The sequence below is a fragment of the Puniceibacterium confluentis genome (genome assembly GCF_007923445.1).
GTDB lineage: Bacteria > Pseudomonadota > Alphaproteobacteria > Rhodobacterales > Rhodobacteraceae > Puniceibacterium > Puniceibacterium confluentis.
Genome location: NZ_VOJI01000007.1, coordinates 1 through 22057, shown reverse-complemented (window position 1 = coordinate 22057; position 22057 = coordinate 1). Strand labels below are relative to the sequence as shown.

Here is a 22057-nt window from a genome sequence, read left to right as displayed (position 1 = left end):
GTCATTGCGAAATCTGGACCGCGCCATCTGGCCGGACGGCGCCGAACAAGGTGGTGTGCGAGGCCAGATTCATCACCCGGATTCGTTCCCCGAGGCCGCCGCGGTCCAAGGCGCGGCCCTCGGAAGTGATGCGCAGGCCGCCTTCCTCGAAGATCAGGGGGATGATCTGGTTGCGCTCGACCAGCGCCGCGGGGCCGACATGGGCCTGCAGAACAGGGCGTCCGGCGTAAAGCGACACGCGCGCCTCCAGCCCCACCACGTCCAGGGGATCCGAAAATCCGGCGGCCAGAGACCCCTGGATGAGTCCCAGAGCGTCGGCTGTCACGATCTCCTGCGCCCGGACGGTGCGGTTCGTGACAACGACGTCCGCCTGCGCCGCCCCCGCAAGCAACAAGGCCAGAGCCAGAGCGCGGCCGGTCATCGGATCTGCGTCGTTGCGCCCAACATCTGGTCGGCGGCGGAAATGACCTTGGCGTTCAGTTCATAGCCGCGTTGCGCTTCGATCAGTTCGGTCACCTCGCGCACGGCGTCGACCGAGCTGTCCTCGAGGTAGCCCTGCCGCAACGTGCCAAGCCCGTCGAGACCGGGCGTTGTCACCAGGGCCGGTCCCGACGCCTCGGTCTCGGTGAACAGGTTCGAGCCGATTGCCTCCAGCCCCTTGGCATTTGTGAAACCGGCCATGGTGAACTGCCCCAGCAATTGGGCCTCGGCAGCTCCGGAGAAATAGGCATAGACCTCACCCGAACCGTTGATCGAGATGCTGCGCGCATCGTTGGGAATGGTGATTTCCGGTGCCACCGCAAAGCCGTCTGACGTGACAATCAATCCCTCGGCGCTGCGTTTCAGCCCGCCATCGCGGGTAAATGCCGCCTGCCCCGATGGCAGGGTCACCTCCAGATATCCCGAGCCCTCGATCGCCACGTCCAGGTCGCCGCCTGTCGCAGACAGTGAGCCCTGCGCGAGCTGCATCGACACGGCAGCGGGCCGCACCCCCAGCCCAAGTTGTACGCCGGTGGGCAGGGCGGTGCCATCATTGGCGTTCACCGTCCCGGCCCGCATCAGCTGTTGGTAATGCAGATCCGAAAACTCGGCGCGCCGCGCGTTGTAGCCGGTCGTGCTCATGTTCGAGAGGTTGTTCGAGATGACCTCGACCCGCATCTGCTGGGCGCTCATGCCCGTCGCGGCAATTTTCAGTGCTCGCATGTCACGGCTCCTTGTGGGTTCACTTTATGAAGGTCTTGATCGCATCCGTGATGCGCTGGTTCTCTGACTCGAGAAAGCTCTGCCCCATCTCGTAGGCGCGCTGCACCTCGATCATCCGGGCAATCTGGCCGACCGCATTCACGTTCGAGGCTTCGAGAAATCCCTGCATCACTTTGGGTTGCACCACCGGATCGAAGCCGTCCGTGCTTTCGAACAGGGTCCCGTCCTGACGCACCATGCCGTTGAAATCGACCGGCTGTACCACGCCGATCTGGCCGAGCGGCCTGCCCCGCGAACTGAGGGTGCCGTCTTGGGCAATGGCAAGGTCTGTGGCGTCCGGCGGGATGAAAATCGGCGCGCCCCCGGGGTCCAGCACCGGATGCCCGTCCGGGGTGACCAGGTCGCCGTCGGCATTGGGGCTGAACGCCCCGGCCCGTGTCAGCCTTTCTCCCTGCGGCGTCTGGACCAGAAAGAAGCCCTCGCCCTGAATGCCGATGTCGAACTGCCCGCCTGTCTGCGTCAGCGTGCCCTGAAGTGTCGAGGTGTTGTGGATCTGCGCCGTGGCCATCGAGATACTGCCAAGATCGGTTCGCGCCACATGCTCGGAAAAGATCACCCCCTCCTGGCGGAAACCCGTGGTTGCGGTGTTGGCAATGTTATTGGCGATCACCTGCATTTCACGCATCAGGCCCGACTGTCGGGTCAGCGTGGTATAACCTGCGGTTTCCATGTTCAGCCTCCGGCAATAATCGGGATGATCTGGTCCTGGAAAAAGGCGACCAGGGTTTCGGTCATGAAGCTCATCGAGACCCAGAAAACACCAACGATACAGGCCAGTTTCGGCACAAAGGTCAGCGTCATTTCCTGGATCGAGGTCAGAGCCTGGAACAGGCCCACGGTCACGCCCGCGACCAGCGCCGCCGACAGGATCGGAACCGACGTGATCGTGGCGATCCACAGCCCCTGACGCAGGGTGTCGAAAAATATTGCTTCGGTCAGCATGTCAGACCGGCATCCTGAGGATTTCCTGGTACGCCTCGACAACCTTGTTGCGCACGGTCACCGCGGCCTCTACCGCGATTTCGGACTGCGCCAGCGCCTGCACCAGCGCGTGTGGGTCTGCATCACCGGTCATCGCCGCCAGCGCGGCTTCTTCCCCGTTGCGCAGGGTCTGCGCGAATTCAGTGGCAATGTGCCCGATGGAACCTTCGGGCTTCGGCGGCGCCGTGTCGGGCTGTGCTTCCGTGGCGGGGCGGGATGCCGCGTAGGTCTGTGCGGCGAAAAGGGAACGAACGTCCATGCTGGTCTCCATTCAGGTTCATGTCAGCGGCGCAGCAGATCAAGCAGGCTCGACGACATCTGCCGGGCCTGATCGAACATCTTCAGATTTGCCTCGTAGCTGCGCTGCGCCTCGCGGGCATCGGCGATTTCGATCATGAGATCGACGTTGGACCCGTGGTAATTTCCGCTCTCATCCGACATGGGGTGTGCCGGATCATGGATCTTCTCCAGGTCGGATCGGTCGAGATTGACTCGCCCGGTTTCAACCACTGCGGCGCCCGTGCGCGCATCGACCTCGGAATTGAAGGGAACCGTCTTGCGATGGTAGCCGGGCGTGTCGGCGTTGGCGATGTTCTCCGACGTCAGACGCAAGCGCAGTGCCTGCGCACGCAATCCGCTTGCAGAGGTGGATAAGGCATTTGAAAAATCGGACATGGGCCCCCCGGCATTCAGCCGCGACCAAGACTGGTGCGCAGGATGTTGAGGTTGGAGCGGTAGATTGCCAGCGACATGTCATGTGCGCGCTTGGCATCCACGGCCATCAGCATCTCTGTCTCCAAAGAGACGCTGTTGCCGTTCGGATCCGCGGACTGGCGGCGTTCTGTGGTTGGAACGACGGTCTCGGTCTGCCCCGCCAAATGACCCGGGCGCGTTGCCCGCTGCAGGTCCGGCCCCGACCGCTGCCGCATCATCTCGGCAAATCCCAGGACATCGCGGGCACGATAACCCGGTGTGTCGGAATGGGCCATATTCTGCGCGCTGGCCGCCTGTTGCGTGCCCGAATGGCGGGCCAGGGCCATGGCGGTTTTCAAGACTGTCAAATTCTGAAACACCGGGGCTTCTCCCTCGATTTTGCTCATCTTCAACCAAGGCTTAACTCTGATTCCTTTAAAAACTGTGTTCAGGAGATGAAGGGATCGGACGATGGAGCGACTCGAGATAGCGGACCTGCGCCGGCAACTGGACGCATTGCAAAGTGTGCGGGCCGTGGGCCGGGTGCTCTCGGTGGACGGTACGGTGATCTGGGTGCGGGGTCTGGCGCATCTCGCGTCAATCGGTGACCGCGTGCGGCTGTTGCGGCGCACAGGCGACTCTCTGAGCGGCGAAATCCTGCGTATCCGGGAGGATCTGGTGGGAATGCTGCCCGATTCCGGGATCGAAGGCGTCTCGCAGGGCGATCGGGTTGCGGTGCTGGGGCCGCCGACGCTCGCCCCGTGCGACGCCTGGATCGGGCGGGTGATCGACCCCTACGGCGTGCCCCTCGACGGGCCGCCACTGGCTGTCGGCGTGCAGCGGCGCCCGTTTCGCGCGACCCCTCCTCCGGCCGCAAGACGTCGTGGGCTTGGCGCGCGGCTTGAAACCGGGCTGTCGGCCTTCAACACCTTGCTGCCGGTGGCGCAGGGGCAGCGTATCGGTCTGTTTGCCGGTTCGGGTGTGGGCAAATCCCGTTTGCTGGCGCAGTTCGCCCGTGGGATGCAGGCCGATCTGGTGGTGCTCGCTCTGGTCGGCGAGCGCGGACGGGAGGTGCGCGATTTTGTGACCAACGTTCTCGGACCCGAGGGAATGGCGCGGGCGGTGGTCGTGGCCGCCACTTCGGACCGCTCGCCGCTGGAAAGACGGCGCTGCCCGCAGGCGGCCATGACCATTGCCGAGCATTTTCGCGACACCGGCAAACACGTGCTCTACCTAGTGGATTCCATAACGCGCTTTGCCGAAGCGCACCGCGAGGTCGCCATCGCGTCAGGGGAAATACCGGCCCTGCGTGGCTATCCGCCCTCAACCGCGCACCAGATCATGGCGCTTGCCGAAAGGGCCGGGCCAGGCATCGCCGGGATGGGTGATATCACCGCTATTTTCAGTGTTCTGGTGGCCGGATCAGATATGGAAGAGCCGGTTGCCGATATCCTGCGCGGTGTCCTGGACGGGCATGTGGTTCTGGATCGGCAGATCGCGGAACGCGGGCGGTTTCCGGCTGTGGATGTTCTCCGGTCCGTGTCTCGCAGCCTTCCCGAAGCGGCAAACGAGGACGAAAACAAGCAGATCGCTTTGGCCCGGCACCTGTTGGGCGCTTATTCCAGGTCCGAAAAAATGATACGGGCAGGCCTGTATCGCGAGGGGAGTGACCCGCTACTGGATCAGGCGATCAAGGCCTGGCCGGAGTTGGAGGCATTTCTGGCCGAGGCGGAAGGAACAAGCACAGCCAACAGTTTTGCCCGCCTGAGGCTGCTGCTCCGGCGGGCGACGACGGGCACCGGCACTCCGGCTTCGTCCACATCCGCCCGACCATCGACCAGGGCCGCTGCAGGCCGACGTTGATCACCCCTGTTCCCACCCCGTCCGCAGGAACATTTGCAGGCCATCGGTCGCTCCGGCGAAAGCCGGGCCATGGCGGTCCCCTCCCTGCCCATCAATGGCGCGACCCCGGCCATACGCGCGGTGTGTTGACTGGACACATGGTGCCCGCCCCGCTGGCCGACAGTGCCTGCCTGCGCGCACGAGAGCAGAAGCAGCCGACGCGCGGCGGAAAGCTTCATTGACCCGTCGCACTTCCCGGTTTCCCCGGTCGAGCAGCTTGACCCGGTCCGGTTCTAGGATTGTCCCGGTTGACGGACCAAACTTCGGCCGCGATGAGCGATGCCCTGAATTCACATCAAGCAGCGGCTTTCAGGCCCGGGCCGTGGGTCTCCCAAGCCGCTTCCGGAGTCAGCCCGCCATGCAATGGAGGCGTCCGCGTTGTCGGACCCCCTGGCCAGCTTTCGGCGGAGCAGGTGACCGCCAGCGTCACCGCCGATGGCACGAGCGATATCCGTAATGCCGCCCTGCACTGCCCCGCTCGCTGTTGTCCCTTCTTGGGCGTTGACCACGCCCCGGATCAGAGGAGGTCCACTGTGAAATCCTGGGTGATCGGGAGAAAGCGATCTTCGCCCAGATCCACGTCTTCGACCCGGAACAGGAACACGTCACCGTCACCCAGGTCCAGATCCGTGGGCACCAGCGTGCCCAGGCTGGCTGCGAATGCGTCTTCGACGGCCTGTGTGACCGCTGCGGTGAAGTTGAACTGCAGATCGACAAGGCGTTCCTCGCCATCGTCCGGCAGATCCGCCGACGTTTCCTTGTCGCGCACTTCGATCAGGGTGAGATCTTCGCTGAAGCTTTCGTTGATGCTGTCACCGACCAGAAGCTGACCCAGAATTGTGGTCTCGAGGAACTGGAAGTGAGGATCGAGATCGAGCTTGAGAGAATATTCGTAATCCACATTCCCGGAGAAATTGTAGGTCGCGGTGCCGGTGATCTGATCGCCGGCCCCACCCAATGCATAAAGGCCAACGGCCTTATCCAGATCGGTGCCGATCTCGAACCCGCCGATGGCATAGTCAACGGTCACTTCGTTGGGATCGAAGGTTGCCTCCTGCACCACACTCAGGCTGGCATCCATCGTCGCTTCGAGAATGTCAGCCTGCAACTCCGCCCCCAGATAGGCGCCGCGTGTCAGATCCTTGAGGAAATCGGCGAATTCTTCCAGGCCTCGCTGCACCTCGTCACCCATTTCAAAGTCGGTAAGCGAATTGGCAGCCGTCTGGATTTCATCCGCGAAATCTCCGATGGCATCGACACCCCGGTTGGCCGCGTCCACCCCTGACTTCAGGCCATTCAGCAGGTCGATTGGCACCTGGACGATGTCCCTGAAGGGATAGATCTCGATTTCGGTAACGAGCAGCGGAATGGTGATGCCGAAATCGGCAACGCTGTTCAGAGTGTTGATCGCGCCCTGTATCGCATCACCGACAAGACCGGTGGCCACGCCAAGTATATCCGCGATTGCATTCAGCGTCATGGCACCGCCGGACAGGAATTGGCCCAGGAAATCGGCCACGCCCTCAATGAGATCCGACACCATGTCAAAGGCGCGGGTGAAGGCCCCCACGGTCGTGTCGATAAAGGCGTCGATCGCCTCGAGCGTGTCCGCCTCGCCGATGCTCGGGATATCTCCAAAGGTATCGCCACCCGGAATGATCGAGTCGATGGCGTCGCCAGCGGCGTTCAGTGCGTCCACGGCACCGTTCACTGCCGTCTGCACCAGTTTCGCCGGATCCAGTTCCAGCTCTGCGATGATCCCCTGTTCAGCCGCCGCCGCCAGTTGCGTGGCGACGCCGAGATAGGTTTGCAGCGCTCTGGCCTGCGGACTGGAGTCCGCCGTGGCGTCCAGCAGGGCATCCACCAGGCTCAGTGCCACGGCTTCAAAGTCGATCGAGGTCGAGACCAGCGCGGTTTCCTGCGTGACGGTGATACTGTGGGTGCCGGTCTGCGGTGCGGTGATCGGCACTCCGGCGCTGTCCTCGCCAAAACCGTCAATGATGTCGAGGTTGCCGACCGGCATGGCAAAGGTGACCTCAATTCCGTCGAACGGGCTGAAAGTGGCCCCGCCCAGCGCATCCACCGCGGATTCGATCCGGTCCGGAATGCCCAGCAGATCCATGGTGTCGATCACCTGCTGCGCGCTGACCTCGACCGTCGCGCCCGTGGGGGCACCGGCATCATCGACAACCGGAAGCGTGAAGAGACCGACGTTGTTTTCATCAAAGCGGTCGAATTCGTTGAACAGACCGCGCCGGAACAGATCGTAGAGCTCGACTGCCGTGGCCGCACCTTCGACTCCGTCCACGTCGATCTTGGCCAGCGGTGCCGGATCCTCGGGCTCCTGCAACAGTGCCGAAACCAGATCCCCCACCGCCGTCAGCGCCGTCGCAGCGTCCGACGATTGCACCCGCTCGATCAATGCTTCGAAATCCACCACCCCGGTGATGATGTTGCTCACAACCTTGGTCACGTCCAGGGACATCAGGGTGTCGAATACCTCTTCGGGATCGAAGGGCAACACCTGGCCGAAGACGCCGGTGACATCCTCGACGATGGCGCGGACGAACTCCTTGGTTTGTTCGACGATATCGCCCAGCCGCAGCTCGGCATTGAAGGTGAGCGATTGCCCGGCCAGCCCATCCAGTTCCAGGCCGATGGCGTCGACATTGCTGCTGGCCACTTCATAGCCCAGCTGGCTGATCGTGCTGTCGGCGATGGAAAACGCGCTGTTGATGGCAAAGGAGCCAAGTCCGATGGTTTCCATCACGGTTTCCGGACTCAGGCTGGTCAGATCGCCCGAGGTCAGAATGAACGCCTGGTTTGCCGCAACTTCGCTCGGCGCGAGAAGGGTCAGCTGTATTGGCTGGAAAAACGCGGTTTTGCCAAGGGTGGGCAGGTCCACGTCAATTCCGAAGTTGATGTCCAGCTCGATATCTAGATCGAAGGTCGGCTTGACCGTCACCGGCCCCAGATCAAGCGGCAGGAACCGTCCGGCGACGCCTTCGAGGCTTTCGATGGCGCTGTCAAAGCCGGGCAGCGGGGTTTCGGATCCGTTGTCGGTCACGGTCACGTCAAAGGCATTGCCGGGCAGCGAGACAAAGCTGATGGTCTTGTCGACGTTCAGGAAGGTGAAGTCGAAGATCGTCGCCAGATCGACCTCGGCCCCGACAAGGTCCGAGAACAGTTCGGTCGCGACATCGACGCCGCCAAGCTGTTCAAAGGTGCCTTCCACCAGGATCGGTTGCAGTGCGGCCCAGTCGTCGGGGCCGAATTCCTCGTCGAACCGCGGCTCGTCCTCGGTGAAGGGGTCAAAGCGCGATCCGGTCACGACAAGGCTGAGGGTCGAGGTGTCAAAGCTGCCGTTGCCGTCCGTCACCCTGTAGGTGACCGAGGTGGTCAGCGTTGCTCCCCGGTCCAGACCGTTGAAATCGGTTCCCGTGTCTATGCTGAAAGACCCGTCAGCATTGATGTAGAAGGTGCCGCCGTTGTCGCCCAGAAACGGCGTCACCCCGTCGGCATCCACGATCCGCAGCACGTCGTGGGCGTCGATGTCAAATGCGTTGCCCGGCGCAAGCAATCCTTCGGCGGCAGAAACCGTCAGAGCGCCCGCGGCTTCGACCGCGTAGCTTTCATCGCTGTCGCTGACCGGATCGTTGTCACCGTGGATGACGATCGAGACCGTCGCCTCGGACTCGGCATCGTGTTCGTCGCGCAGGGTGTAGACAAAGCTGTCGGTTGTCGTGCGGCCCAGCGAGACGCTGGCAAAATTGTCGCCCGGATCATAGGCGAAATCGCCCTTGGAGGTCATCACCACAATCGCACCGGAGGCCAGTGTGATCGGTGTTGTGATCGGCTGTCCGTTGACCGCGGTGATCCGCAGCGTTGCGCCATCGTCCACATCGGTGTCATTGCCCAGCACATTGCCGGTCGCGATGATCTGTTCGGTAGTTTCGCCGGAATCGCTGTTGGCCACAGGTGCGTCGTTCACACCGGTGATCACGAGGCTGATCTTGCCCGAACCGACGGCCCCGTGGGCATCCGCAGTGGTGTAGGTCGCGGTGACGTCTTGATATGCCCCCTGGGCCAGGGTGTCGTAGAGGCCGCGCGGATCCAGCGTGATCCCGCCTGCCGCGTCGAAGAGAACCGCGACGTCGGCACTGCTGACCGAGGTGATCCCGAAGGGGTCGCCATCGGGGTCGTAATCATTGGCCAGCAGATCGGCATAGGTCAGCAGCAAGGCGGTGTCTTCGTCGGTACCGAAGGCATCGGCGCGGATGATCGGAGCGTTGTTCCGGCCGTCAAGGTAAAGCGTGTAGTCGTCAAACACGATTTGCTCGATGTCCAGCAGGGTGTCGGTTCCGGTATCCGGGCCAGAAACGATGACATGGGTGTCGTCGTGACGATGACCGTTGCCATGATCATGGTCGTGCCGCGTGTCCAGAACCTCGATATCGAAATCGACCACCGACCCAGGAACGATCACCGTGTCGAACCCGTTTTCACCGTCGATGACCTCATCACCCTGAGAGCCGGTGAGCGTTTCATTCCCCGAGTTGCCGCGGATGCCCGCGACATCGGTCAGAACGGCCACGGTTGACAGATCCAGCACGCCGTCCCGGCCCACCCGGATCTCGCCGCCATTGCCATTGATCTCTTCAATGCCGTCAAAAACCGCTCCGGTCAGGTGGAAGGACTGGTCCTGCTTGGTATTGCGGATCACGTCCTGGCCATCGCCGCCGACAAAGGTGTCCCCGACGCCATGCTTGCCGCCAATCGTGAACACGTCGTCGCCGTCACCACCCTCCATCCGGTCGGCGTGGTAGCCACCGTCGATCGTGTCGTTGCCCGCGCCACCGCCAAGCACATCCGCGCCGCGGTCGCCGAGTATCAGGTCGTCGCCATCCGTGCCGATGATCGTCTCGTCCCCGGAAGCGCCCCGGATCCTCTCGACGTCGGTCAGTGTCCCGACCGAGGACAAGTCCAGCACGCCGTCGCGGCCCACCCGGATCTCGCCGCCGTTGCCGTCGATCACTTCGACCCCGTGGAACTGCGCATTCGCAAGGTCGAAATCATGGCGGGCATCGGTGTTGACGATGGTGTCCGTTCCCGCTCCGCCCACAAAGGTGTCGCCCGCGCCGTCGTCATCCTCGATTTCGAACAGGTCGTCTCCGTCGCCACCGTCGATCAGATCGGCATCCTCGCCGCCGGTCATGGTGTCGTTGCCGCCGACGCCGAACAGCGAATCCTCGCCTTTGCGGCCCAGGATCCGGTCATCGTCCTGCGAACCGGTGATCGTCTCGTTCCCGTCCCGGCCCAGTATCCGCGCCACGTTTGTCAGAGTCGCGACCATGGACAGATCCAGCCACCCGCCGGAATCGACGGTGATGTCGCCGCCGTTACCGTCAATCTCTTCGATGCTTTCAAAGCTGGCGTCGGTGAGATTGGTGTCGCGGCGTACCCTGGTATTGCGGACGACATCATAGCCCGCCATGCCGTCAAAGGCGTGATCGCGGCCCGAATCGTAGTGGATATCAAAGACGTTGTTGTCGCCATTGCCCAGCACCGGGATTTCACCCTGCGCCCAGATCAACATCGAGACGGTGCCCGTATCCGCGCCACCTTGGTCGTCGCTGACGGTATAGGCAAAGGCATCGTCGCCGAAATAATCCCGATCCGGCGTATAGCGGACCGTGCCATCGGTCAGAAGCTCGACCAGACCGTGCTCAGCAGTGCCGACAGATGTGATGCGCAGGGCATCACCGTTGTCGACGTCGGAATCATTGCCGGCAAGTTCGAAGATGACCGGCCTGTCCTCCCAGGTTGCCGCCTGATCGTCGACGGCGACAGGCGCGTCGTTGGCCCCCTGCACATTGATGGTCAGGGTTTCGGTGGACTGCCCGTCAGTATCCGCGACCGTGACTGTCACGACCTGCGTGGCAACCTCGCCCACGGCGAGGGTTTCAAACAGCCCTTCAGGATCAAACGCCAGCGCGCCGTCCGTTGTCAGGCTGAGTGTGCCCTGCGTCGGCTGGTCAAACCCCACGATACGCACCACATCACCATCGGGCTCGTAATCGTTCGCTGTGACGTCGATGACCGATATGCCGTTCTCCGCCGCATCCAGAACGTCGGCGACGGCGGTGACCGGGTCAGGCGTTCCCGACACCGAAACCGTGACGCGGCCGGTCGCCGGGGCGTCATGTTCGTCGTGCACCACGTAGTCGATTGTGGCGTCGCCGAAGAAATCCACCTCGGGCGTGAACTGAAGCAGACCATCCACCACCGCGGCAGCGCCATGTTCGCTGCTGGCCGCGACCAGGCGCAGAATGGCGCCGTTGTCGACATCCGTGACATTGGCCAGCGGATCGAAGGTCAGCGTGCCGCCTTCGGTCATCACCTGTTCGCCCGGCAGCGCCACAGGCGCATCGTTTTCGCCGTTGACCACGATTGTCGCGATATAGACTTTCTGCAGTCCGTCCGGGGCATCGACCGAGAATTCGACATCCGTGGATGCCACATCGCCCAGCGCCAGCGCTTCGTAGTCGCCGCCAGCGTCAAAGACCACGTGACCGGCCCGGTTTACAAAGACCTGACCGCCGGTTTCGAGGCTGATGAAGCTGTCGATGTTGAGCGCCGATCCCGCGACCTGCGACAGGGTGCCGTCGACACCGTCGATGTCCAGAAGGTTGATGTCGGACAGTTCGGCGGTCGCATCTTCCGAGAAATTCAGATTGCCGATGGACGTCGGGGCAATGCCTCCGATCTGGACATTGAAGGTGTCGGTGATCGTGGTGAACTGTTCGGCGGGCACATCGACCCCGTCGACCGTGAACAGGCGGATTTCGTTGAAGTCCAGACCCGCGCTGTCACCCGCAAGGCTGCCAAGCCCCGCCCGAAGCTGATCGGACAGGAACGCGGCCACATCTTCGGCCAGCCCGAAGGGCAGCTCGATCAGCGCATCGTCAAAGAGCTCGGTGATTGGCAGGCTGCCCAGTTCATCAAAGCCGAAGTCATCGGTGATCTTCACTCCGGCATAGTCAAAGGACACCGTGTTGTTGGTGCTCTGGCGTGGGTCTTCGGGATCGCCCAGCGTGAGCGCGCCATCGACGGAAAAGCCGTACATCGTCAGGTCCGGAGTTACCTCGAGCCGCAGGATGTAGTCGTAATCGACCTCGCCGCCGAACGCATATGTGACCTGACCTTCCAGAGTTTCGCCTGCGCCGCCGGCCGCCGTAAAGGTGGCCGCGCGGCCAAGACCTGTCTCGACCTCGAAGCCGCCGACATTGTAGGTGGTGGTCACGTCATAGGGATTGAAGGTTGCGATCTGGACCAGATCGACCCCTGCATCGACGGTAAAATCGAACAGGTTGAATTCGGCCGCGATGTTCAGTTCCACGCCCTTTGCGATGTTCTTGATGGTATCGACAAAGGTATCGACGCCGGTTTCAAGGAAATCCGCAAAATCCGCGACCGAGCCTGCCAGCTCGGAAAACAGGCTGTTCAGAATGTTGTCGAATTCGGCAACGGCGGTCACGCCCGAGTTGGCCACCTCTATGATCTTGTTGAGAAAGTTCAGCGCCCCGCCCAAACCGAGGGAACTTCCCACAGTGTCGATGGCATCGCCCAAGGCGTTCAATGCGCCACCGACACCGCCGGTCACAATGCCCTTTACCACGTTCAGCGCCGCGTCAATGGCTTCTGTCAGCGGATTGTTGGCCAGAAAGTCCAGCACATCCTCGGCCACCGAAGCAAACCCGGTCAACGCCCCCACGATGGCATTGCCCAGGCTGTCCATCACGGTATCGAAGGCGCTTTCGAGATTGTTTTCGGTCAGCTCGGGGATCAGCGGAATGGTGGGCAGACCCACAGCGGACAGGATCTCGTTCACCAAGTCGCTGATGCCGTTAAGCAGCTTTATCAGCGGGTTGAAGGTTGCCGCCACCAGAGCCAGCGGCTTGATGTGTGAATTTGAATTGAACCCGTCTTCGACAAAGTCCCGAAGCTCGGGACCGAGCAGAAGCGCGACTTTGGCCCCCAGCCCGGCGCCGATCACCATTGGCGTGGATGCGTTCGGCGCGACAAGCGCCTTTTCGATCGCCTGATCAATCGCGCGTTCGGCCAAAGCCGGACCCAGAGCCTCGAAATCCAGTTCGACACCGACAAGCCGCGTGACCTGTTCGACGGCAATCGTCTGCTCGCCCTGCGCCCCGGCCACGACCGGTAGGCCAGCGCCATCGGTGGTGCCGAAACCTTCGATCTCTTCGATGTTGCCGATGGGCAGGGTCGCCTTGATCACCAGCCCGTCCATGACGGTGAACCCGTCTTCCCCCAGCAGCTGGCTCAGGTCTTCGATGATGTCGTCGATGCCGTTGAAGTCGATGACCGATTCCACCTCTGAACGGGTGATTTCGATCAGTTCGTCGTCAGTGTCGGTCACTTCGAAGAAGCCGGTGCCGTCGTCGAAGTATCCGTCGTATTCGTTGAATTTTGCCCGGTCGACCAGTGTCAGCAGTTCCGAGGCGCGCAGCTCTGCGCTGTAAATTGGGTAAGTGGTCGACGCGACCTCGCCAATGGCGGTGACCGCGCGCTGGACGACCTGTGCAATCTCTTTTGCGTCGCCTGATGCGATGGCGGTCGTGAACTCGCTCACGCCGATGGTGGCGATGCCGTCGATCACATCCCGGGCCGAAAACGAGATGGTTCCGGCCAGTGGCACCGGCGACAGGTCTCCGGCCGCTTCCAGCAGGTCGATTTCGCCAGCCAGACCCAGAAAGCCGGTAAAGATGCCGTCAAGGTCGAGACCGAGGAAATCCTGCGTGCCGATGGTGAAACCGACGTCGCTGACCTGAAGTTCGGCCAGCGCGAATCCGGCGTCTACCCGGATATCGCCCAGGCCGACGGTCTGCACCGCCGAAGTCGGCGTGCCGTTGGTGATATCGCCGGTGTAGATCTGGAACTGGCCGTTTTCTTCCACGGCATCCTGCGGAATGAAGAGATCAAAGGCGGCAGGTTGGAACACCGCCGTCTTGCCCAGGGTCGAGGCCGAGATGTCCCAGCCAAGTTGCGCCTGGATCGTCGCCAGCAGATCAAACGTCGGGCCAAAGAACACCGGGCTTGTCGGCGAGGTGATGAACGGATTGACCTTGCCGAGGACATAATCGGCGCCGGTCTGAAGTTCATCGCCGAAATTGGTCAGGATCGCATCGGATCCGGGATTGTTGTCGGTCGCGGTAAAGGCCACTCCCGTTGTCGGGTCAAAGGCGACTTCGAGCGTCGTATCAATGTCAACGAGATTGAGGTCGAACAACGTGTCGAGGTCGATGCTTTCGTCACCGCTCAACCGTCGGGCCAGCTCCTCAAGGACATCGACACCGCCCAACTGGTCAAAGTCTCCCTCGACCGTCAGGATCCGGCTGCCATCGGGCGGGCCGGAGGGCGGCGCGGTTGACGGATCGGGCGGTGCCAGTTCGCTGGCATGGACCGTCACCGTCAGCGTCGACGAATCCTGCGCGCCGTTTCCGTCGCTGGCGAAATAGGTCACGGATGTGGTGCGCGACTGCCCCTGAAACAGGTCGTCAAAGTCGGTTCCGGCGTCAAAGACATACGCCCCGTCCGCCTGGATCGCAAATTCGCCGCCGGTATCCCCGGCCGCCGCGAACCGCGTGACTTGCTCGAACGCGCCGTCCCGGAAAACGTAGCCCGGGCGGTCTGATCCGCCCGCGATTCCCGAAACCTGAAGGGTGTCGCCGATGTCGATATCGCTGTCATTGGCCAGCACGCCGCTTGCCGCATCCTGGAACAGGACCCGCCGGGCGGTGCCTTCGTTGCTGTCGGGCAGCGCGGTGACGGCGTCGTTGTCGCCGTGGATGGCAAGGGTGACGGTCGCGGTCGAGGTGGCGTTGAATTCGTCGGTCAGCGTATAGGAAAAGCTGTCGGTTGCGGTGTCGCCCAGCGCAACGCTGGCAAAGTTGTCGCCGGGATCATAGATAAAATCGCCCTCGGGCGTCATTGTCACGGTGGCGCCAGAGGCGAGCGTGATCGCACTGGTGATCGGCTGGCCATTCACCTGAACCACGCGCAGCACCGCGTTGTCGTCAGCATCGGTGTCATTGACCAGCACATTGGCACTGACCACGATCTGCTCGGACGTCTCGGCCTGATCGTCGTCGGCGTCCGGGGCGTCATTGACCCCTGTGATTTCGAGCAGGATGGTTCCCGTGCCCACGGCGCCGTGGGCATCTTCGATGGTATACTGCGCGGTAACGGTTGTGGTCGCGCCCTGAGCGAGGTGTTCGTAACCACCGGCCGGATCCAGCGTGATGTCACCCGTCGCCGTGCGGGTCACCTCGACAGCGTCGCTCGTGATGGATGTGACGGCAAAGGTGTCACCGTCCGGGTCGTAGTCGTTCAGCAGCAGGTCCGCATCGGTGAGGCCAAAGCCGGAGTCCTCATCGGTCACAAAGACATCCGGCCGGGTGATCGGGAGGTTGTTGCGCCCGTCGAGGAAGAGTGTGTAGTCGTCGAAAACCACAACTTCGATGTCCTGCAGATCGTCGGTGCCGGTGTCCGGCCCGGAAACGATCACGCGGGTGTCGTCATGCGAGTGCCCCTTGCCGTGGTAATGGTCGGGTCCATGGCCGGAATTCAGGATCTCGATCTCGAAATCCGCCACAACCCCGGGCAGGATCACGGTGTCATGCCCCTGCTCGCCATCTATGAGGTCGTCCCCCTGCGATCCGGTGATCGTTTCATCGCCCTGTGCGCCGAGAATCTGCTCCACATCGGTCAATGCGGTGACCTCACGCAGATCCAGCGTGCCGTCGCGCGCCACCCTGATCGCCGCGCCATTGGCGTCGATTTCCTCGATGCCGTCAAAGGTCGCACCGGTCAGATACAGATCGCGGCCGCGATGCGTGTTGCGGACAACATCATTTCCATCGCCGCCGACAAAGCTGTCGCCCTGCCCCTCGCTGCCGTCGACCTCGAAGAGGTCGTCGCCCGTGCCGCCGTCCAGAACATCCGCGCCGTCTCCGCCCACGACGGTGTCATTCCCGTCGCCGCCGGACAGCATGTCATCGCCCCGGTAACCGTCAATCCGGTCGGCAAGGGCGGTTCCGGTGATGGTCTCGTTGCCTGAGCTGCCACGGATCTGCGGCACGCCCACCAATGTGCCGACCGCCGACAGATCAAGTGTGCCATCCTGGCCAACCCGGATGTCTCCGCCGTTGCCGTCGAGCACCTCGATCCCGTCGAACTGTGCGCCGGTCAGATAAAGGTAGTGGTTCCGGTCGGTGTTGCGGATCGTATCCGTGCCCGCCCCGCCGACAAAGGTGTCACCTTCGCCGTCGCGGCCCGCGATCTCGAAGGAATCGTCGCCCTCGCCGCCCTCCATCAGGTCGGCCCCGTCGCCGCCGACGACGGTGTCATCGCCGCCTTCGCCGTACAACGCGTCCTGGCCATCCTTGCCTTCGATACGGTCATCGTCCTGCGACCCAAAGATCGTCTCGTTGCCACCGCGCCCCTGGAGTTGCGGAACATCGGTCACGCGCGACACCAGCGACAGGTCGAGCCGCCCGTCTTCGTCTACAACAATGGCGCCACCGTTGCCGTCGAGCTCTTCGATGCTGTCAAAGCTGGCTTCGGTGAGATTGAAGTCACGTCCACGCCGGGTGTTTTGCACCGTGTCGTAGCCATCCATCCCGTCAAACGCCCGGTCGCGTCCCAGGGAATCGCGGACCTCAAACACATCGTCGTTGTCGGTGCCAAGCACCGGAATTTCACCCTGCGACTGCACAAAGACGCGAACCGAACCTGCAGCGGTGCCGCCGTTGCCGTCACTCAGACGGTAGGTGAAGGTGTCGATACCGAAGAAATCCGCGTCCGGTGTGTAAAGCACCGTGCCGTCGCCCTGTAGCAAGGTCACACCGTTGTCCGCGGGTCCGACCGACAAGACGCTCAGTAGATCAGTGCCATCTACATCGGTGTCATTGTCGATCAGGCTCAGAACGGCACTCTGATCCTCGCGCGTGACAACAGAGTCGTCGGTGGCCTCGGGCGCATCGTTGACCGGCAGGATCTCGACGCTGATATCCGCCGTGGTCACATCCGTTCCGTCAGAGGCCGTCAGCGTAAAGCTGTCGCTGCCGTTCTGGTTCTCGAACGGGGTGTAGGAATAGGTGTTGTCGTCATTGATCGTGACCGCACCACGGGTCGGCGCCGTGCCCAGGGCAAAGCCGAGCACATCGCCGTCAATGTCCGAAGCGATGATGGCGCGGGTGACCGTGCCGTCCTCGTCCATCTCGAAGCTGTCATTCGCGACAACAGGCGCATCGTTCACCGGGTTGACGGTAATGGTCACCTGTTCGGTCGCAGTGTCGATTCCGTCTGTCACCGTGAATGTGAACCTGTCCTCGCCAAAGAAATTCGGGTTCGGTGTGTAGGAGTACGTCCCGTCCGCCAGAATCGTGACCGACCCCGATGCAGGCTCGCCCCCCGCGGCAAGGGCAAACGTCAGGGTTTCGCCATCGACGTCCGTGCCGGTCAACTGGCCGGTGAAGAACACGTCTTCGTCGGCGACGGCAGTGCCTGCAAACGCGACCGGCGCGTCCTGCTGCGGGATGATGGTGATGATGGCTGTGGCCGTGGTCGTGCCCGAGGGGCCCGTGACCACGTAACGGAAGGAATCGGTGCCATTGGCATCGGCAAACGGGATGTATTGATATGCCCCGTCAGCCGCCAGCGTCACCGTGCCCTTGGTCGGTCCACCGACCGCATCCAGCGCAAAGCCCAGCGTCGCACCGCCGGGGACAAAGGCCTGCAAGGTGTCGGCAAGCGTCCCGTCTTCCTTCACCCGGGCATTCTCGGCATAGACGCGCGGCGCGCCGGGATCGGCGGCAGTGATGTTCAGGGTGATGCGCCCGATGTCAAAGGCCCCGCCGCCCGAGACCTTGAAGTCGAAGAAATCGTCGCCGATGTAGCCAGGGTCCGGGATGTAGGTAAACTTGCCATCCGCTTTGATTTTCAGTGTGCCATTAGCCGGTCCCTGACCGGTCACCAGTGCAAAGGTCAGCGGATCGCCATCCGGATCCATGCCGGGCAGATCCCCTGCGATCTGCAGGTCTTCGGTGACGGACAGGGTGTCATCCCCTGCCACGGGTGCGGAATCGAGCGTGATGATGACCGTGCCAAGCGGCGTCACCAGCGGTCCCGGCGTGCCGGTGGCACCGTTGTCGCTCACCGAGACATTGATCACCGTCTCGGTGGCCGAGGTGTCCTGATAGCTGGCCGCGGCCCCGACGCGTGCGAAATAGGCGTTGAGCGCCGCAGGGGCTCCGGTCAGCGTTGCAACGCCCGCGACCTCGTTCACCATGATGCTCGGATCGGTCAGGCCCACAAAGGTGAAGGTTCCGGCTCCGGCGGAATCAAAGATCACTGTCAGCGTGGCGGGGGCGTCCGGGTCGGACAGCTTCAGCGCGGCAAGCGGGATCCGCACGGATCCGTTCACGTTCAGTTCGGCCGCCTGAGCGATGTCGCGGTCAAACAGGTTCAACGGCGCATCGTTGACCGCCGACACATTGACGGTGAAATCCCGTTCGATACGGGCGCCGTGACTGTCGGTCACGCTGTAGGTGAAGGTATCGACGCCATTGGCATTGGTCTTGGGCGTGTAGGTATAGGTGCCGTTGGCGGCGACCGTGACCGTTGCATCCCTGGAGGCATCGACCAGAGCAAAGGTCAGGGCATCACCATCGACGTCAGAGGCCACAAGCGTTCCGGTGATCGCGACATCTTCGGCGGTATCGCGGGGGGCGGATGTCGACTCGGGCGCCTGATTGCTGCCGACAATGGTCAGCGGCACAACCTCTTCGACGAACACGCCGTCCTCGTCTTCGAGACGTACGGTGTATTCCAGAACCACGGACTGCCCGAGCGGCACAAAATCAAAAAGGCCGGTGGGCGCGGAGAAATTCCAGGAAAATCGCCCGGCAGACGCATCCAGGAGGTGCACTGCAAAGGCTGCAAGTGCCTCGGTCGAAATGGCTGCCGTTCCCGCACCCTGCTGGGATACGGCGATCTCGGACACGCGCACGGTGCCGGTCAAACCGCTGGCGTCGAAAGTCTCTGATCCGATCTCTTCGATCTGGGCGAAAGTCGCACCGGCCACCGCGAAATTGTCCAGCCGCACGGCGTTGGCGGCATCGTTGTTGGTCACCCGCAAGCTGACAGGCGTGACACCGACCGTGTAGGTGGAAAGGTCCAGAAGCGACAGATCGAACACGGCGCTTGCGGCGGTTTCGGCCCCGGCTTCGTAGGTGGCGGCACGGGCCTGCACGACCACGCCGTCGACGAGCAGTTCCAGTGTCAGGTCGGCATTCGGTGCACTGGCTTCCAGCCCGATCTCGTAGCTCTCGGTCACATCCGGGTTCAGAACCCCGATGGCATGTACCGCGCTTCCGGTCGCCAGCAACTCAAGCTCGAAATCGCCCGGCGTTGCGGCATTGGCGGCAAGACTGCCGGCGGAAGGCGCCACCCGCCACAGCGAAAAGCCATCGAATGCCGGGTCGTCCGCTGCCGCAACCAACGCGGCATTGTCCAGAGTGGCAAGGCTCGGCCAGCTGCGATCGGACAGGTCGAAGAAATGTTCGTAAAAGGCGGCAGTGCGTTCGACCGACGCACCGTTGGCATCGGTCACCCGAAACGTAATTCTGTCGAAATTTGAAAATCCGCCCCCCGGCGTGAAGACAAAGCTGCCGTCGGGGTTGACGGTGGCCGTTCCATCCGTGGCGTCTGTCACCAGCGCAAATGTCAGCGTGTCGCCATCAACATCCGCGCCGTCGAGTTGCCCGTGAAACGGGGTTTTGGCAACGCCGGTAAAGTTCTGGTTGTCGGCATCTGGCGGGTCGTTGCGGCCTGTGACTCCGATGGTGACGGTCCGTTCGATCGGCGGGCCACTGGCCGTTGGAAAGGTGATAAGGATGTCCAGTTGCAGAATGTCGCCCTGAGGCACAAAGTCGAACAGGAATGGCGGCGCCTGGAATGTCCAGAAATACGCGCCGCTCACCGCATCGACATCACCGACCACAAATGTCAATCCACCGAGAGCTGCCTGAACCTCCTCGGGATGCGTGGCAAAATCCGCGGTCGTGACGCTGACGGTCGGCGCACCGGGGGCATCCGCCAGCGGGATCTCATCCTCGCCGATGGCCTCGAGCGTGTCGAGAGTTGCCCCGGTTACGGCAAAGTTGTCCAGCAGGACGGCGGTCAGGTCGGCGTTGGTGATTTTCAGACTGACCGGAGAGACACCGGGACGGAAGGCAGACAGGTTCACGCCTGAGATGTCAAATGACGCCATGGCCGCATTGGGCGTCGCAGGGTCATAGGTCACGGACGCTAACTGTACCGTCGTGCCGTTGATCAGCAGCGCGACTGTCAGAGGGGCGTTGGCCACCGAGGTGTCGAAAGTGAAGTCATAGGTGAACTGATCTGTCCTGCTGAGCACACCGATATCGTGGACGGCCATGTCATCCGGATCGAGGCGCAGTTCGTAATCACCGGTGGCCGGGTCAACCTCTACGAAATTGGACACTCCGGCGGAGGACGGCGTGACCGACCAAAGCGAAAAGGCGCTGAACGTGCCGTTGTCCGTAGCAGCGACCAGAGCCGCACTGTCAAGAGAACCAAGCGAGGCCCAGACGCGATTCTCAAGGTCGAACAGATAATCGAACGGCGCAATAATCCCGTCGGCCATTGAGAAATCCTTTTAATGATTAAACTTTACTAGAAACAGAATCTGTTCGAACACAGCTGGACAAACTTCGTAAGACCTTAGGCGGCATCCTTCCTCGATAGCGAGGATTAACCGTGTCGCGATCGGAAACGGTTTGTCCCGGCGCCGCGGGAAGCAATCAGGTTGACAGCCGCTAAAAGCGCGAAAAACCTCTTGTAATATGGCATTTTCGTCGCAGATGGCCCGACGAAACGACCAGATGCGGCGATCTGAAAAGACATTTCCACGCTTCGCGAGACCCGGGCGAAGTCACAAGGAGCTTGGAAATTTACCCTTTAGCGAGATACATTTACGCACACCGCAACCCTTACATGCACCTCCGTCGCAGCGGTCGCCTTCATCCGACCGGCGAGTAGAGCATGTCGGTTCACGGTATTCGACCATCTTTCCCAGCGCCCAAACCTGTTGAGCGGCCTTGAGTTTGATGAATGCCTGACGTCAGCGCCCACGGGACAGATACGAGACCTGATCGCCGGACTGGGTCAGGTGCATTCAACCTGTGACCTGCTCCCCTGGAAAGTCCGGCGTTCAGGATCAGCCTGTTCTCGAACCGAGCAGACAGACGATGAAGAGAAACCTTTTCAACGAAGAACAAATCTTTGCGATTTTGAAAAGCATCTAGCTGGCCCTGGTGCAAAGGAGTGCGCCACATGCACGGTGTCAGCGATGCGACCATCTACAAATGGCGGTCCGCATTCGGCGGGATGGAAGTGTCTGATGCCAAGAGTCTTAAGGCGCCTGTGAATCGCCCCGGGTCTGCAGGAGACCGTCAAGTTACGCAAGGATGACGGTTAGGAAAAAAAGTGAATTGGCAAATCGGTACGCGCCTGATTTTTGCACCCGTGCGGTCCGGATGGTGTTCGATGGGTGTTGTTGCGCAAGTCGCGCTTGAGGGGTGACAGCCCCTTAGCCCACTGACGTCATGCCACAGGGACGGTCTCGGCGCTGCCGAGGGCGTTGAAGTGGTTATAAGGGCGATGCGGATGTGGATTTCGGCGGTCTGGCGGTCGGGGTCTCTTGCCATGACGCGCTCGCCGATGGCTTTCAGGCAGCGCATCCTCGCCTCGGTGCGGCTGCGGGCGTGGTATCCCGTCCAGCGTTTCCGGAAAGCCCTGCCGTAATATCGCGTCGCGCGCAGGGTTTCGTTTCGGGCGCGTGCCGCCGGGCAGTCCTCCTTCCATAGCCGCCCGTTCCTGCGGATCGGAATGATCGGAATGGCCTGCCGTTCGATGATGGCCTTGTGGCAGCGGCGCGTGTCGCAGGCGCCGTCGGCGGTGACGCTGGCGATCTGCCCTGCCTCTGGGATCTGGCCGGGCAGATCGGGCAGCACGGGACTGTCGCCGTCGCGGCCGGGGGTGAACTCCACGGCACGGATGCCGGATGTGGCCGGGTCCATGGCCAGATGGACCTTGCGCCATTGGCGTCGGC

The 22057-nt window shown here is 62.2% G+C and carries 9 protein-coding genes and 2 pseudogenes; 2 read left to right on the top strand and 9 right to left on the bottom strand.

Annotated features, from left to right (window positions below):
- Position 1 precedes the first annotated feature (1 nt).
- The 7 genes from flgA to FOY53_RS09555 are packed head-to-tail and all read right to left on the bottom strand — an operon-like array spanning position 2 to position 3344.
- Complete coding sequence (gene flgA / locus FOY53_RS09585; RefSeq protein ID WP_146588182.1) at positions 2–421, bottom strand: flagellar basal body P-ring formation chaperone FlgA; 420 nt, start codon at positions 419–421, stop codon at positions 2–4.
- Positions 418–1203, bottom strand: coding sequence for a flagellar basal-body rod protein FlgG (gene flgG, locus FOY53_RS09580; RefSeq protein WP_146588180.1), 786 nt, complete (start codon positions 1201–1203; stop codon positions 418–420). The genes flgA and flgG overlap by 4 nt, the downstream gene beginning before the upstream one ends.
- 19 nt (positions 1204–1222) lie before the next feature.
- Positions 1223–1933, bottom strand: coding sequence for a flagellar hook-basal body complex protein (locus tag FOY53_RS09575; protein WP_146588178.1), 711 nt, complete (start codon positions 1931–1933; stop codon positions 1223–1225).
- A 2-nt stretch (positions 1934–1935) separates the two neighbouring features.
- Positions 1936–2205: a flagellar biosynthetic protein FliQ gene (locus FOY53_RS09570; protein WP_146588176.1), complete on the bottom strand. Its 270-nt coding sequence runs from the start codon at positions 2203–2205 to the stop codon at positions 1936–1938.
- A 1-nt stretch (position 2206) separates the two neighbouring features.
- Positions 2207–2503, bottom strand: coding sequence for a flagellar hook-basal body complex protein FliE (fliE, locus tag FOY53_RS09565; RefSeq protein ID WP_146588174.1), 297 nt, complete (start codon positions 2501–2503; stop codon positions 2207–2209).
- A gap of 23 nt (positions 2504–2526) precedes the next feature.
- Entirely contained in the window at positions 2527–2919 is a 393-nt protein-coding gene (gene flgC / locus FOY53_RS09560) for a flagellar basal body rod protein FlgC (RefSeq protein ID WP_146588172.1), read from the bottom strand.
- A gap of 14 nt (positions 2920–2933) precedes the next feature.
- Positions 2934–3344 (bottom strand): FlgB family protein, encoded by a 411-nt coding sequence (locus FOY53_RS09555; RefSeq protein WP_342784077.1) that lies wholly within the window; start codon positions 3342–3344, stop codon positions 2934–2936.
- 64 nt (positions 3345–3408) lie between these two features.
- Here FOY53_RS09555 and FOY53_RS09550 point away from each other — a divergent pair, with 64 nt between their 5' ends.
- A complete protein-coding gene (locus FOY53_RS09550) occupies positions 3409–4800 on the top strand; it encodes a FliI/YscN family ATPase (RefSeq protein WP_146588171.1) in 1392 nt (463 codons plus the stop codon).
- Between the two features lie 556 nt (positions 4801–5356).
- On the opposite strand, the gene FOY53_RS09545 is transcribed toward FOY53_RS09550, so the two are convergent.
- Positions 5357–20590, bottom strand: coding sequence for a cadherin-like domain-containing protein (locus FOY53_RS09545; protein ID WP_146588169.1), 15234 nt, complete (start codon positions 20588–20590; stop codon positions 5357–5359).
- Between the two features lie 604 nt (positions 20591–21194).
- Between FOY53_RS09545 and FOY53_RS23645 the strand changes: the two are divergent.
- Positions 21195–21363: pseudogene (locus FOY53_RS23645) on the top strand (transposase); the annotation flags it as partial.
- A 186-nt stretch (positions 21364–21549) separates the two neighbouring features.
- Here FOY53_RS23645 and FOY53_RS09535 read toward each other — a convergent pair.
- Positions 21550–22057: pseudogene (locus FOY53_RS09535) on the bottom strand (IS5 family transposase); the annotation flags it as partial.

Bases quoted from the DNA above. Each gene is read 5' to 3' on its own strand.
- flgC (WP_146588172.1), bottom strand. From the start codon at position 2,919: ATGTCCGATTTTTCAAATGCCTTATCCACCTCTGCAAGCGGATTGCGT.
- FOY53_RS09550 (WP_146588171.1), top strand. From the start codon at position 3,409: ATGGAGCGACTCGAGATAGCGGACCTGCGCCGGCAACTGGACGCATTG.
- FOY53_RS09545 (WP_146588169.1), bottom strand. From the start codon at position 20,590: ATGGCCGACGGGATTATTGCGCCGTTCGATTATCTGTTCGACCTTGAG.
- flgA (WP_146588182.1), bottom strand. From the start codon at position 421: ATGACCGGCCGCGCTCTGGCTCTGGCCTTGTTGCTTGCGGGGGCGGCG.
- fliE (WP_146588174.1), bottom strand. From the start codon at position 2,503: ATGGACGTTCGTTCCCTTTTCGCCGCACAGACCTACGCGGCATCCCGC.
- FOY53_RS09555 (WP_342784077.1), bottom strand. From the start codon at position 3,344: ATGAGCAAAATCGAGGGAGAAGCCCCGGTGTTTCAGAATTTGACAGTC.
- FOY53_RS09570 (WP_146588176.1), bottom strand. From the start codon at position 2,205: ATGCTGACCGAAGCAATATTTTTCGACACCCTGCGTCAGGGGCTGTGG.
- FOY53_RS09575 (WP_146588178.1), bottom strand. From the start codon at position 1,933: ATGGAAACCGCAGGTTATACCACGCTGACCCGACAGTCGGGCCTGATG.
- flgG (WP_146588180.1), bottom strand. From the start codon at position 1,203: ATGCGAGCACTGAAAATTGCCGCGACGGGCATGAGCGCCCAGCAGATG.